At 71.1% G+C, this 12,441-nt stretch carries 15 protein-coding genes; 9 read left to right on the forward strand and 6 right to left on the reverse strand.

Annotation, left to right across the window (positions count from 1 at the left end; all coding sequences use genetic code 11):
• Positions 1 to 60 precede the first annotated feature (60 nt).
• Positions 61 to 1,059: an aldo/keto reductase family protein gene (locus tag ACFYUV_RS07620; protein WP_358294156.1), complete on the reverse strand. Its 999-nt coding sequence runs from the start codon at positions 1,057 to 1,059 to the stop codon at positions 61 to 63.
• 56 nt (positions 1,060 to 1,115) lie between these two features.
• Between ACFYUV_RS07620 and ACFYUV_RS07625 the strand changes: the two genes are divergently transcribed.
• Positions 1,116 to 2,072, forward strand: a complete 957-nt coding sequence (locus ACFYUV_RS07625; RefSeq protein ID WP_387666111.1) for a hypothetical protein — start codon at positions 1,116 to 1,118, stop codon at positions 2,070 to 2,072.
• A 125-nt stretch (positions 2,073 to 2,197) separates the two neighbouring features.
• On the opposite strand, the gene ACFYUV_RS07630 is transcribed toward ACFYUV_RS07625, so the two are convergent.
• On the reverse strand, positions 2,198 to 2,782 hold the full coding sequence (locus tag ACFYUV_RS07630) for a DUF3043 domain-containing protein (RefSeq protein ID WP_358294154.1): 585 nt from the start codon (positions 2,780 to 2,782) through the stop codon (positions 2,198 to 2,200).
• Positions 2,783 to 2,933: 151 nt separating this feature from the next.
• On the opposite strand from ACFYUV_RS07630, the gene ACFYUV_RS07635 reads away from it, so the two are divergent.
• The 6 genes from ACFYUV_RS07635 to ACFYUV_RS07660 all read left to right on the forward strand — a co-directional run bounded on the left by ACFYUV_RS07635 (position 2,934) and on the right by ACFYUV_RS07660 (position 7,589).
• Positions 2,934 to 3,737 carry a PspA/IM30 family protein gene (locus ACFYUV_RS07635; RefSeq protein WP_352323075.1) on the forward strand — a complete coding sequence of 268 codons (804 nt, stop codon included), beginning with the start codon at positions 2,934 to 2,936 and terminating at the stop codon, positions 3,735 to 3,737.
• Positions 3,734 to 4,012 (forward strand): hypothetical protein, encoded by a 279-nt coding sequence (locus ACFYUV_RS07640; RefSeq protein WP_352323076.1) that lies wholly within the window; start codon positions 3,734 to 3,736, stop codon positions 4,010 to 4,012. The genes ACFYUV_RS07635 and ACFYUV_RS07640 overlap by 4 nt, the downstream gene beginning before the upstream one ends.
• 5 nt (positions 4,013 to 4,017) lie before the next feature.
• Positions 4,018 to 4,917, forward strand: coding sequence for a zinc metalloprotease HtpX (gene htpX / locus ACFYUV_RS07645; RefSeq protein ID WP_387666114.1), 900 nt, complete (start codon positions 4,018 to 4,020; stop codon positions 4,915 to 4,917).
• A gap of 7 nt (positions 4,918 to 4,924) precedes the next feature.
• On the forward strand, positions 4,925 to 5,482 hold the full coding sequence (locus tag ACFYUV_RS07650; RefSeq protein WP_352323078.1) for a hypothetical protein: 558 nt from the start codon (positions 4,925 to 4,927) through the stop codon (positions 5,480 to 5,482).
• Between the two features lie 25 nt (positions 5,483 to 5,507).
• Positions 5,508 to 6,851, forward strand: a complete 1,344-nt coding sequence (locus ACFYUV_RS07655) for an alpha/beta fold hydrolase (protein ID WP_387666116.1) — start codon at positions 5,508 to 5,510, stop codon at positions 6,849 to 6,851.
• Positions 6,852 to 6,989: 138 nt separating this feature from the next.
• Entirely contained in the window at positions 6,990 to 7,589 is a 600-nt protein-coding gene (locus tag ACFYUV_RS07660; RefSeq protein ID WP_387666119.1) for an SIMPL domain-containing protein, read from the forward strand.
• A gap of 87 nt (positions 7,590 to 7,676) precedes the next feature.
• Here ACFYUV_RS07660 and nadA read toward each other — a convergent pair whose 3' ends face one another.
• Positions 7,677 to 8,834 carry a quinolinate synthase NadA gene (nadA, locus tag ACFYUV_RS07665; protein ID WP_387666121.1) on the reverse strand — a complete coding sequence of 386 codons (1,158 nt, stop codon included), beginning with the start codon at positions 8,832 to 8,834 and terminating at the stop codon, positions 7,677 to 7,679.
• Positions 8,835 to 8,991: 157 nt separating this feature from the next.
• On the opposite strand from nadA, the gene erpA reads away from it, so the two are divergent.
• Positions 8,992 to 9,345 carry an iron-sulfur cluster insertion protein ErpA gene (erpA, locus tag ACFYUV_RS07670; protein ID WP_049566397.1) on the forward strand — a complete coding sequence of 118 codons (354 nt, stop codon included), beginning with the start codon at positions 8,992 to 8,994 and terminating at the stop codon, positions 9,343 to 9,345.
• Positions 9,346 to 9,453: 108 nt separating this feature from the next.
• On the forward strand, positions 9,454 to 10,440 hold the full coding sequence (locus tag ACFYUV_RS07675) for a carbohydrate kinase family protein (protein ID WP_364331808.1): 987 nt from the start codon (positions 9,454 to 9,456) through the stop codon (positions 10,438 to 10,440).
• Between the two features lie 53 nt (positions 10,441 to 10,493).
• Here ACFYUV_RS07675 and ACFYUV_RS07680 read toward each other — a convergent pair whose 3' ends face one another.
• The 3 genes from ACFYUV_RS07680 to ACFYUV_RS07690 are packed head-to-tail and all read right to left on the reverse strand — an operon-like array spanning position 10,494 to position 12,361.
• Positions 10,494 to 10,922 (reverse strand): CBS domain-containing protein, encoded by a 429-nt coding sequence (locus ACFYUV_RS07680; RefSeq protein ID WP_387666124.1) that lies wholly within the window; start codon positions 10,920 to 10,922, stop codon positions 10,494 to 10,496.
• Positions 10,923 to 10,976: 54 nt separating this feature from the next.
• On the reverse strand, positions 10,977 to 11,222 hold the full coding sequence (locus ACFYUV_RS07685; RefSeq protein WP_352353344.1) for a sulfurtransferase TusA family protein: 246 nt from the start codon (positions 11,220 to 11,222) through the stop codon (positions 10,977 to 10,979).
• On the reverse strand, positions 11,219 to 12,361 hold the full coding sequence (locus ACFYUV_RS07690; RefSeq protein ID WP_352326603.1) for an aminotransferase class V-fold PLP-dependent enzyme: 1,143 nt from the start codon (positions 12,359 to 12,361) through the stop codon (positions 11,219 to 11,221). Before ACFYUV_RS07690 ends, ACFYUV_RS07685 begins: the two co-directional genes overlap by 4 nt.
• Between the last annotated feature and the right edge of the window lie 80 nt (positions 12,362 to 12,441).

Below are 12,441 nucleotides of genomic sequence, written 5' to 3' on the forward strand. Positions count from 1 at the left end.
CGCGAAAAAACGGAAACCCCTTGAGCGCATTGTGGCTCAAGGGGTTTCTCGTTTTCCGGGTCACGGACGGATGGCGGGGCTCACCGTCTTGGCCGGGTCGCGCTCCACGACAGTGCCGAGCACGTCGTCGATGCGCTTGAGCACGTCGTCCTCCAGCTTGACGCCGGCCGCCTTGACGTTGTCGCGCACCTGCTCGGGGCGGGTGGCGCCGACGATGGCGCTGGAGACGTTCGGGTTCTGCAGCACCCAGGCCACGGCGAGCTGGGCCATGGTCAGGCCGAGGTCGTCGGCGATCGGCCGCAGCTCCTGAACGCGGGTGAGCACGTCGTCGTTCATGTACCGCGCGATCATGGCGCTGCCGCTCGCGTCGGTCGCCCGCGAGCCCTGCGGAGGCTGCTGACCGGGCAGGTACTTGCCGGTGAGCACGCCCTGCGCGATCGGCGACCAGACGATCTGGCCGAGGCCCTCGCGCTCGCTCAGCGGCACGACCTCCGCCTCGATGACCCGCCACAACATCGAGTACTGCGGCTGGTTCGACACGATCCGGTCGAAGCCCATCTCGTCGGCGATCTTCAGCGCGCGGCCGATCTGCTCGGCCGTCCACTCGCTGACGCCGACGTAGAGCACCTTGCCCTGGCGTACGAGGTCGTCGAACGTCTTGAGGGTCTCCTCAAGGGGCGTCTCGTTGTCGAAGCGGTGGGCCTGGTACAGGTCGACGTAGTCGGTCTGGAGGCGGCGCAGCGAGGCGTTGATCGACTCGGTGATGTGCTTGCGGGACAGCCCGCGGTCGTTCTTGCCGGGGCCGGTGGGCCAGTAGACCTTGGTGAAGATCTCCAGCGACTCCCTGCGGACGCCCTTGAGCGCCCGGCCGAGCACCTCCTCGGCTTTCGTCCCCGCGTAGACGTCGGCGGTGTCGAAGGTGGTGATGCCCTCGTCGAGCGCCGCCTGCACGCACAGCTTGGCGGCGTCCTCCTCGACCTGGGAGCCGTGGGTGAGCCAGTTGCCGTAGCTGATCTCACTGACCATGAGACCGCTGCGGCCGAGGTGTCGGAATTCCATACGTTCGACCTTAGAGCGTCACATGAGCCGATTCGATTCGGGATAGGGTGCGCGACGTGCTCAAGCTCGTCCGCCAGGCTCTCACCGCGGCCGTCCTGATCGCCCTCGCGGTGCGGTTGCGCCGCCGGGCCCGCCTGCCGCGGGCCGAGCCGCCGCCGTCCGTACCGGCTGCCGCCCGGCGGCCGCGGGGCGCCCGGACGGCCCTGCTGTGGCTGGCCATCGGGGTCGTCGTGACCCTGACGCTGGCGTTCGCCCTGATGGGCACGTCGGCGCAGCGCGACGCCCAGGCCCTCATGCGCGCCGTCACCGAGCAGCAGGCGCCCCCGGACGGGGCCGACCCCCTGGAGCCCCCCGTCGGCGAGCCCTTGACGCCCGTGGAGCCGCCGGCCGACCCCGTGGCGACACTGCCCACGCCCGCCGCCTCCGCCGCTCAGGCGCCCAACTGCGCGCCCCGGCGCCGCCCGATCGACCCCCGCAGGGTCGCGCCCGACGTCAAACGCGCCGTGGACGCCCAATGGCGGCGCATCGAACGCTGGCTCAGGAGCAACGCCCCCCGCACCTACCGCACGCTCGGCGGCCCGGTCAGGGCGCGCACGATCGCCGTGGCCGAGTCGCAGATGGGCGTGGACTTCCCCGACGCCCTGCGCGCCTCCCTGCTGCGCCACAACGGCGCGCGCGGCGCGGGCGTCCTGGGCTTCCGCCCCGGGGCGGGCGACCATCTCACCGTCCGCGGCATCAGGGACGCCTGGCGCGAGATGTGCGCCCGCCGTCCGGCCGGGTCCTGGGACGGCCTGCTGATCCCGATCCTGTCCTACACGGCCGCCGACGGCGTCACGGCGTACGCCACCGTCAGCTCGGCCGACGGGACGGTGTCGGGGGTCACGGGCAGGCGGCTGCGGTCGTCGTACACGCTGCTGCGGACCGTCGCCGACGCCCTCGAACGGGGCGGCGCGATCGACGGCCGCCGCCCCGTGGTCACCGGCGGCGTCCTGCGCTGGAAACCGGCCCGCTGAGCGGGGACGCACGCGAGAAGGCGAGAAGGCGGGAAGGCGGGAAGCACGAGTGCCCACCACCGGACGGTGATGGGCACGCGGACGTCGCCGATAAGCCGTTTTCCCGAAAAATCGGGAAAACGGGGCTACTTCTTGGGCGGCGCGGGCTTCCCGCCCGGCAGCACCGTGGGCGGCGGGAACCGCAGCTTGCGGATCTGCAAAGCGCGCATGGCCGCGTAGAAGCCGACGCCCTTCACGCTCTCGTTCGGGAACTTGGCCGCGACCTCCTTCTTCACCTTCCACGCCACGTAGAGGGAGGTGGCCAGGACGCCGACCATCATGATCGGCCAGCCGACCGCGATCACGATGTTGAGCACCTTGGCGCGGATCTCGATCGGCCACGGGATCCAGGTCGCCAGCAGGATCAGTAGCGAGAACGGCAGGAAGTACTGGCTGGGCAGGCGCCGCGAGTCGACCCAGTCGCGCGCGAACTTGCGCCCCGGACCCTTGTCGCGAACCGGAAGATAACGCTCGTCACCTGCGAGCATGCCCTTGCGGGCCCGGTCGCGCTCGGCGGCCTGCTTGGCGCGCATCTGCCGATAGGCCTCCTTGCGGTCCTTCGGCGCGGAGACCGGCTGGCGTCGTCTGCCCTCGGCATCCCGGCGCTTGGGTGTGGGACGACCTTTACCCTGGGGCTTAGGATCGTCAACGGGGACGGGGGTGTCGTCCACGGAGGTTTGGGATCGGCGTCGCAACACACGTCAACCCTACCTGGACTGCAACTTAGTGACGCCCCCGTGCGTTATGCGTAGGGTAATCCCAAGGCGGCTGCGCTGCATTGGGTGAACACCAGCACGACCTAGAAGGGGACGGCCGACGCGCATGAGCGTGATGAAGAGACTTTCGATGATCTTCAAGTCCAAGGCCAACAAGGCCCTGGACAAGATGGAGGATCCGCGCGAGACGCTTGACTACTCCTATCAGCGGCAGCTCGAGTTGCTGCAGAAGGTGCGTCGAGGGGTGGCCGACGTGGCCACCTCGCGCAAGCGGGTAGAACTGCAGATCAACGGCCTGGAGGCGCAGGCCAGGCGCTACGAGGACCAGGGCCGCAAGGCGCTGTCCGTCGGGCGCGAGGACCTCGCGCGCGAGGCCCTGCAGCGGCGGTCCAATCTGCAGGGGCAGATGGCCGACCTCAAGGTCCAGCACGACAACCTGCAGGCCGAGGAGGAGAAGCTGACCACGGCTTCCCAGCGGCTGCAGGCCAAGGTCGACTCCTTCCGCACGAAGAAGGAGACGATCAAGGCGACCTACACCGCCGCCGAGGCCCAGACGCGCATCAACGAGGCGTTCTCCGGCATCTCCGAGGAGATGGGCGACGTCGGCCTGGCGATCCAGCGCGCCGAGGACAAGACGGCGCAGATGCAGGCCCGCGCGGGCGCGATCGACGAGCTGCTGGCCAGTGGCGCGCTCGACGACTTCAGCGGCACCCGCGGCGACGACATCCAGGCCGAGCTCGACCGCATGGGCGGCGGCATGGACGTCGAGCTGGAGCTGGCCCGGATGAAGGCCGAGCTGGGCCAGGGCCCGGCGCCCAAGAGCGCCATCGAGCAGGGGCAGCCCCAGCAGCAGGCCCAGCCGCAGCAGGGGCACACCCAGCAGCTGCGTCAGCCCGGGGAGAACGCATGATCGTCAGAATCATGGGCGAGGGCCAGGTCGAGATCTCGCCGGACGACATCGCGGTGCTCAACGAGCTCGACAGCGAGCTGGAGGCCGCCATCGAGACCGGTGACGAGGGGGCCTTCCGCGTCAAGCTGCACGCGTTGCTCGACAAGGTGCGCCATGTGGGCAAGGCGCTTCCCGACGACAGCCTTGAGCCGTCAGAGCTGATCCTTCCCCCCGCGGACGCCTCGATCGAGGAGGTCCGGGAGATGCTGGGCGACCAAGGCCTCATCCCGGGCTGAGTCCCGTGGGCACGCGGTTCGCGTCCGACAGCGGCCTGACCCGCCGCATGGTCGTGACGATGTTCCTGCTGGGGCTGCTCTACGTGGCGTTCGTCGGCGTGCTGATCGCCCTCGGCGTGCGTGCGCTGACCGTGCTGGTGCTCGCCGGGGGGCTGCTGCTGGTGCAGTACTTCCTGTCCGACCGCATCGCCCTGTTCGCGATGCACGGACGGGAGGTCTCTCCACAGGAGGCCCCCGAGCTCCACGGCCTGATCGACCGGCTGTGCGCGCTGGCGGACATGCCCAAGCCGCGGGTGGCGATCGCCGACTCCGACGTCCCCAACGCCTTCGCCACCGGCCGTAACCAGAAGCGGGCCGTCGTCTGCGTGACGACGGGCATCCTGCGCCGCCTGGAGCCGCAGGAGCTCGAAGGCGTCCTGGCGCACGAGTTGTCGCACGTCGCCCATCGCGACGTCGCCGTCATGACGATCGCCTCGTTCCTGGGCATCGTCGCCGGGCTGATGACGAGGTTCGCCCTGTACGCCGGCTTCGGCGGACGCCGGGACAACGGCCAGGGCGGCGTGCCGGTCGGGCTGATCATCATGTTCGTCTCGCTCGTCGTGTACGCCGTCAGCTTCCTGCTCACCAGAGCCCTGTCGCGCTACCGCGAGCTGGCCGCCGACCGGGCCGGAGCCCTGCTCACGCAGCGTCCCTCGGCCCTGGCGAGCGCGCTGACCAAGGTCACCAGCGACATGGCCCGCATCCCGACCACCGACCTGCGCGAGGCGGCGCCGTTCAACGCCTTCTACTTCGCCCCGGCCCTGGCCAGGGGGGAGACGCTGGCGAACCTGTTCTCCACGCATCCGCCGCTGGAGCGCCGGCTCGAACTCCTCGCGTCCATCTCCAAGCAGCTCGGAAGGGGCTGAGGTGCGCATGGGCTGGCTCGACTCGCTGCTGGGCCGGTCCAAGCCGGTCAAGCCCAACCTCGACGCGCTGTTCGCGCTGCCGTCCGCCGCCGTGACGCTCCAGGCCGCGACCGGTCTCGTCCCCACCGGTCTCGGCTCGGTGTCGTTCAGGGCCGCGGAGGGCGGCGCGTTCGCCACGCTGGAGAGCGACGTCAAGGCGCTGCTCGGCGGGCGCGTCGAGGAGTCCGACGACGGCTACGGCTACACCTGGCTGCTGGTCCGCCGCGCGCCGGACGACGTCAGCGACCTGGTCACCGAGCTGCACGCGGTCAACTCCTCGCTGGAGTCGGCCGGGTTCGGGCCCTCGCTGCTGTGCTCGCTGGTGTCGTTCGCCGATCCGGCGGGCAGGCGGCTGGCGGTGGTCTACCTGTACAAGCGCGGCACGTTCTACCCGTTCGCGCCGCTGCCCGGGAACAGGCGCGACAACGCCCTCGAACTGCAGGCCAGGGGCGTCCTGGACGGCGAGCTGCCACTGGAGGCCGACCTCGGCCGATGGTTCCCGGTATGGGGTGCTCCGGGCCTTTGACCACGGATGGTGTTCTAATCATCACGTGGAGCGAAGGTTGTTCGTCGCCGCGGCCTCGGCGCTCATCGTGGCGGCCGTGCTGTACAGCGCCTGGATCACCGGCCAGTTCACCACGCCCGCCGTGGACAGGACCGACGGCTACGTGAGCGAGCTTGCCGCCCGCGACCAGCCGTGGACGCGCCTGTTCCGGGTCAGCGACGTGCTGTCCGGGCTGGCCTGCCTGGCCGCCGTGGCGACGCTGCCCAGGGTGGCGCGCGAGTGGGCCGGGTGGCTGGCGCTGGCCGCCTTCGGGCTGCTGACGGTCGTCTCCGGCCTGGTCCCGCTCGACTGCGCCGTGCTCAGCGACCCCGCCTGCCGCGGCGAGACGGTCTCGCACCGGCTCCACATGGTGGCCGGCGCGCTGGCCACGACGGCCGTGCTGACCGCGATGGCGGTGCTCTCCGCGCGCTGGCGCTCGTGGGTGTCGTGGTTGTTCACCGGCCTGAACGTGGGGGCCACCGGGCTCATGCTGGCCGCCCTGGCCGCCGGGCGGCTGGCCGGCCTCGCCCACCGGATCCAGCTCACGATGGTCGCCGTCTGGGTCGTGTACGTGGCGCTCCGGCTGCTCGTCCACGACGACGACGAGGCCCCCTGCGGCCCTCCGCACGTCCTCGACCAGGGCGCGGGCCCCGGCGTGCTCATCACGGCGGGCCTCGGGGGCGCCTGGTTCCACTGGGACGCCGTGGCCGCCGGCCTGGCCGCCTGCCACCGGGTCGTCCGCTTCGACCGTCCTGGGCTCGGCCTCAGCCCGCCCGCGACCGACCGGCCCACCCTGTACGGCGAGGTGGCCCGGCTGGCCGCGCTGATCCCCGCGCAGCCGTCCCAGGTCACCCTGGTCGCGCACGGCCTGTCCTGCTGGCACGCCGAGGCGTTCGCCCGGTTGCACCCGCTCTGCGTGGCCAAGCTCGTCCTGGTGGACCCCAGCCCGCCGCCCGTGCGCCGGCCGCTCGCGCTCGCCGCCGTCCTGGGCGCGTGGCTGCCCGCGCTCGGCGGCACGTGGGGCGCGAACGTGCTGGCCCGCCTGACCGGGCCGCCGGCGCACCGCCTGGTCACGGGCATGGGCGACCCCTTCGGCGTGTACCGGATGGGCAAGGTGCCCGCGGCGGTGGCGGGGGAGTGGCTGGCCCGCCGCGACATGGCCGCCGACCTCCGTGACATCCGGGCCGGCCATCCCTTTCCCGACATCCCGGTCACCGTGCTCGGCGCGGGCGGCCGGGACGCCCGCAGGCAGAGCCTGGCGGCCCGCCTCGACGCCAAGCTGGTCCTGCTGCCCCGCTCGGGGCACCAGGTCGAGCTGGACGATCCGGGCGCGATCGTCGACGCTGTCTGAACCGCTGTCTGAACCGCTGTCTGAACCGCTGTCTGAACCGCTGTCTGAACCGCTGTCTGAACCGCCGTGTGAGCCGGCCGTGGGCGGGGGCAGGACACGCCCGTAGGATCGAGGCGAACCCAGTCTTAGGGGGCAGGCGTGGACATCTCCGTCGTCGGTGAGGGCAGCGTGCAGGCCGCGCCCGACGTCCTGCGGTTGCTGGCGGGCGTCGAGGTGCGCAGGGCGTCGGCGTCCGAGGCGTTCACGGCGGTCAGGGCCGCCGCGGCCCGGCTCGCCGACGCGCTGGCCGGGGCCGGCGTCGCGGCCCACGACGTGCGCACGGTCGAGCTCTCGCTCGGCCCCGAGTACGAGGTCTACCCGAAGGTCTCCGCCTACCGGGCGGCCCAGGGCGTCGAGGTGGTCGTCAGGGACCTGTCGCGGGCCGACGCCGTCATCGACACGGTCGCCGGCGTTGGCGAGGAGGCCCGGCTCAACGGCGTGACCTTCGAGCTGTCCGACCCGGCGTCGGTGCTCGGCGAGGCCAGGACGAGAGCGTTCAGGGACGCCGCGGCCAAGGCCGCCCACTACGCCGAGCTGGCCGGACGCCCTCTCGGCCCGGTCGTGTCGATCTCCGAGGAGCTCAGGGGCGGCCCCCAGCCGCTGGTCGCGATGGCCGCGGCGGCCGAGAGCGCGTCCTCGGTCAGCCCCGGCCGCCAGACGCTCACGGTCGGCGTCCGCGTCGGCTACGACTTCGCCTGACCAAGCTGGAACAGAGCCGGAACAGAGCCGGGCCCGCGGCGAGGGCGGGCGCTCCTCGCCACGGGCCCGGCCCGTCGGGGGAGGGCGTTACGGGAGCGCCAGCATGCGGTCCAGCGCCACCCTGGCCCAGTGGGCGGTGTCCTCGTCCACCGTGATCCGGTTGACGACGTCGCCCAGCACCAGCGACTCCAGCGCCCACACCAGGTGCGGCAGGTCGATCCGGTTCATCGTGGAGCAGTAGCAGACCGTCCGGTCCAGGAACGACACGTTCTTGTCGGGGAACATCGTGGCCAGCCGCTTGACCAGGTTCAGCTCGGTGCCGACGGCCCAGCTCGACCCGGCGGGAGCGGCCTGGAGGGTCTTGATGATGTGCTCGGTCGAGCCCACGTGGTCGGCCTTGAGCACCACCTCGTGCCGGCACTCGGGGTGCACCAGCACGTTCACGCCGGGGATGCGCGCGCGCACGTCGTCGACGGACTCGGCCGTGAAGCGGCCGTGCACCGAGCAGTGGCCCTTCCACAGGATCATCCGCGCCCGGTCGAGCTGCTCGCGGGTCAGCCCGCCGTCGGGGCGGTGGGGGTTCCAGACCGCGCAGTCCTCCAGGGACATGCCCATCTCCAGCACCGCCGTGTTGCGCCCGAGGTGCTGGTCGGGCAGGAACAGCACCTTGCGGCCCTGCTCGAAGGCCCAGTCGAGCGCCCTCTTGGCGTTGGAGGAGGTGCACACCACGCCGCCGTTGCGCCCGCAGAACGCCTTGATGTCGGCGCTGGAGTTCATGTACGTGACGGGGACCACCTCGCCGGCCAGACCGGCGTCCTCAAGGGCCTCCCAGCACTCCTCCACCTGGTCGAACGTGGCCATGTCGGCCATGGAGCACCCGGCGGCGAGGTCGGGCAGCACCACCTTCTGGGCCTCGCCGGTGAGGATGTCGGCGGACTCGGCCATGAAGTGCACGCCGCAGAAGACGATGAACTCCGCCTCGGGCCGCGCGGCGGCCTGCTGGGCGAGCTTGAAGGAGTCGCCGGTCACGTCGGCGAACTGGATGACCTCGTCGCGCTGGTAGTGGTGGCCCAGCACGAACAGGCGGTCGCCCAGCGCCTCCTTGGCCTTGCGGGCGCGTTCGACCAGGTCAGGGTCGGACGCGGGCGGCAGCTCGCCGGGACAGTCGACGCCCTTCTCGCTGTGCGGATCGGCGCCCTGCCCGAGGACGAAGAGCGGCAGCCCAGTCTGGGTGGCCATCGCCATACCCCCTTATCGTCGTTTTGACGATACTCACTATGACACACGGACGAACGTGGTTATTCCGGGGGTAGGGGACCCGGGAATGTGTGGCATGGGCGAGGTGTTGGTAGCGTCATCAGTAGGACGTCGGAAACAGACAGCCGGGTTAGGGAGTCAGCAGATGACGGTTGAGAGCAGCGAGACCACGACGCAGGGCCTGATCCTGACTGACGCGGCCGCCGCGAAGGTCAAGAGCCTGCTGGAGCAGCAGGGTGAGGAAGGTCTGCAGCTGAGGGTCGCCGTGCAGCCGGGTGGTTGCTCCGGCCTGCGCTACCAGCTCTTCTTCGACGACCGTTCCATGGACGGTGACGTGGTGACGGACTTCGGCGGTGTCAGCGTGGTCACCGACCGCATGAGCGCCCCCTACCTGATGGGCGCCAGCATCGACTTCGTCGACACGATCGAGAAGCAGGGCTTCACCATCGACAACCCCAACGCCACCGGCTCGTGCGCCTGTGGCGACTCGTTCAACTAAGGGGTCACGGCTTCGGCCTGTGGGGTCCCGCCCGCCTTTGTGCGAGCGGGACCTTCGCGTATTCTCGTGGGGCTCATTGGCCTGCTGACAACGAGGAAGAAGAATCCCGTGCGCATCGCCGTAACCGGCTCCATCGCGACAGACCACCTGATGACGTTCCCAGGAAGCTTCGGCGATCAGCTCATCGCCGAGCAGCTCGACCGGGTGTCGCTCTCGTTCCTGGTCGACGACCTTCAGATCCGTCGCGGCGGCTGCGCGGCCAACATCGCCTTCGGCATGGGCTGTCTCGGCCTCAAGCCGATCCTGGTGGGCGCCGTCGGCAACGACTTCGCCGACTACCGCTCCTGGCTGGAGCGCCACGGCGTCGACTGCGAGTCCGTGCACATCTCCGAGACGCAGCACACCGCGCGTTTCCTGTGCACCACCGACGAGCACCACAACCAGATCGCCTCCTTCTACACCGGGGCGATGGCCGAGGCGCGGCTGATCGAGCTGCAGCCGGTCGCGGCCCGGGTCGGCGGCCTCGACCTGGTGCTGATCAGCCCCAACGACCCCGACGCGATGCTGCGGCACACCGACGAGTGCCGCCAGCGCGGCATCCCCTTCGCCGCCGACATCTCCCAGCAGCTCGCCCGCATGGAGGACGAGCAGATCAGGCAGCTCGTCGACGGCGCCGCCTACCTGTTCTCCAACGACTACGAGAAGGGGCTCATCGAGCAGAAGACCGGCTGGTCCGACGAGGAGATCCTCGACCGGGTCGGCGTCCGCGTCACCACGCTCGGCCCCAAGGGCGCCGTCATCGACCGCAAGGGCGAGCCGTCCATCCAGGTCGCCCCGGCCCCCGAGCGCGGCAAGGCCGACCCCACGGGCGTCGGCGACGCCTTCCGCGCCGGCTTCCTGTCCGGCCTGGCCTGGGGCCTGCCGCTGGAGCGCTGCGGCCAGATCGGCAACCTGACGGCCACGCACGTGCTGGAGCGCGTCGGCGGCCAGGAGTACGAGCTGGGGCAGAAGGTCTTCCTGGAGCGCTTCACGGCCGCCTACGGCGCCGAGGCCGCGGCCGACATCGCCGGCCAGGTGCGCTGCTACCACCCCTGACACGCGTACGCCCCGCCCGCCGCAGGCGTGGCGGGGCGATCCCCGTACGGGTGTCAGCGCTTGGCGTACACCCGGTGCACGAACTCGGCGAGCTGGTCGTCCGGCAGGCACCGGGCGAGGTCGGCCTCGCTGATCATGCCGACGATGCGCTCGTTCTCCAGCACCGGCAGCCGCTTGATCTGGTTCTGCTCCATGCGCGACAGCGCCTCCTGCACGGTGGCGTCCGCCGTCACCCAGACCAGGCCGGTCGCCAGCTCGCCCGCGGTCACCTGCGCCGGGTCGTGACCGGCCGCGACGCACTTGATGACGATGTCGCGGTCGGTGATGATGCCGGTCACCCGGTCGTCGGGGCCGCACACGGGCAGCGCGCCCACGTCGTTGTTGCGCATCATCTGAGCCGCCCGGTCGAGCGTCTCGTGCGCGGCGATGCACTCCGCGCCCGTGCTCATCACGTCACGGGCGGTCTCGTTCCCCTTGGCCATGGTCTCCCCCGAATGGTCGTTGTGCCGTCAGGGGAGGGCCCTACCCACAAACCGTCAGTAGTTGCGCATCACGTGGATGGCCCAGCCGCCCTCGGGCAGCTCGTACGAGGCCACGTGGCGGTGGGACTTCAGCCGGCACCACGCCGGCACGTCGGTGTAGGCCGCCGGATCGTCGGCCAGCACCGCCACCACGGCGTTGAGCGGCACGTGGTTGATCTGCTCGGCGAGCATGATGATCGGGATCGGGCACTTCTTCCCGAGCGCGTCGATCGTCAATGACGGCTGAGTTACCTCGGTCATGCGACTCCTGCGTCGTGCCGGATGCGGCGCACCAGATCGGGCAGCACGGCCAGGAACCGGTCGACCTCGGCCGCGGACGTGCCCCTGGGCAGCGACACCCGGACATTCCCATGCGTCAGCACGCCCATCGCTTCGAGGACGTGCGATGGACGAAGCGTACTAGCGGTGCACGAGCTTCCGGACGATACGGCGAATCCCGCCTTGTCCAGTTCGGTGAGCAGCGCCTCGCCGTCGACGTAGAGACACGAGAAGGTCACGATGTGGGGCGCCCGGCCGACCGGGTCGCCGATCACCTCGACGTCCGGCACGACCTTCGGCACGGTCTCCCTGATCCGGGCGACGAGCGTGGACAGCCGGGCCTGCTCCTGCGCCGCCTCGGCGCTCATCGCGCGCAGCGCCGCCGCCGCGGCCACGATGCCCGGCACGTTCTCGAAGCCGGGGACCCGCCGCCGCTCGCGCTCGTCCTCGGGCAGGAACGAGCGGAACCGGGTGCCCTTGCGCACCGCCAGCACGCCCACCCCGGCCGGGCCGCCCCACTTGTGGGCGCTGGCGGTCAGCACCGACCAGCCCGGTGGTATCGGCATGCGGCCGGCTGTCTGGGCGGCGTCGACCAGCAGCGGCACCCCGTTGGCCCGGCACGCGGCGGCGGCCTCGGCGACCGGCTGCACCGTGCCCACCTCGTGGTTGGCCGTCTGGAGGCAGGCCAGCGCCGTGCCGGGACGCGCGACGGCCTCGGCGAACGCGTCGAGGTCGACCCGCCCCTCCAGGCTCACGCCCACGGTCTCGACCGTGCCGCCGTCGCGTTCGTGCACGCCGGCCGCGTGCAGCACGCTGGAGTGCTCGACCGCGCTGGTGACCAGATGACGCCCGACCCTGCGCCTGCCGTGTAGGGTGCCGAGCACGCCGAGATGCGCGGCCTGCGTGCCGGACGAGGTGAACGACACCTCGTCGGGGCGCGCGCCGAGCGCCTCGGCCACCTCCGTGCGGGCCTGCTCCAGCAGCAGGTGAGCGCGGCGGGCCTGGGTGTACAGTCTCGCGGGGTCGGCCCAGCCGACGTCGATCGCCGCCAGCAGCGCCTCGCGTGCCTGAGGGTGGAGCGGCTCGCTCGAGGCCGCGTCGAAATACGCCACGAGACTCATCGTCCCACTTGCGGCGCCATCGAGGGGTCGCGCGGTAGGGCGGGACACCTGCACGCTAATGTGTCTGCAATCAGCTGTGC

Origin of the sequence: Nonomuraea sp. NPDC003560 (genome assembly GCF_042878785.1) — a bacterium.
GTDB lineage: Bacteria > Actinomycetota > Actinomycetes > Streptosporangiales > Streptosporangiaceae > Nonomuraea.

Bases quoted from the DNA above. Each gene is read 5' to 3' on its own strand.
- ACFYUV_RS07690 (WP_352326603.1), bottom strand. From the start codon at position 12,361: ATGAGTCTCGTGGCGTATTTCGACGCGGCCTCGAGCGAGCCGCTCCAC.
- ACFYUV_RS07640 (WP_352323076.1), top strand. From the start codon at position 3,734: ATGATCGTCAGAATCATGGGCGAGGGCCAGGTCGAGATCTCGCCGGAC.
- ACFYUV_RS07680 (WP_387666124.1), bottom strand. From the start codon at position 10,922: ATGGCCAAGGGGAACGAGACCGCCCGTGACGTGATGAGCACGGGCGCG.
- ACFYUV_RS07685 (WP_352353344.1), bottom strand. From the start codon at position 11,222: ATGACCGAGGTAACTCAGCCGTCATTGACGATCGACGCGCTCGGGAAG.
- erpA (WP_049566397.1), top strand. From the start codon at position 8,992: ATGACGGTTGAGAGCAGCGAGACCACGACGCAGGGCCTGATCCTGACT.
- ACFYUV_RS07650 (WP_352323078.1), top strand. From the start codon at position 4,925: ATGGGCTGGCTCGACTCGCTGCTGGGCCGGTCCAAGCCGGTCAAGCCC.
- nadA (WP_387666121.1), bottom strand. From the start codon at position 8,834: ATGGCGATGGCCACCCAGACTGGGCTGCCGCTCTTCGTCCTCGGGCAG.
- ACFYUV_RS07635 (WP_352323075.1), top strand. From the start codon at position 2,934: ATGAGCGTGATGAAGAGACTTTCGATGATCTTCAAGTCCAAGGCCAAC.
- ACFYUV_RS07620 (WP_358294156.1), bottom strand. From the start codon at position 1,059: ATGGAATTCCGACACCTCGGCCGCAGCGGTCTCATGGTCAGTGAGATC.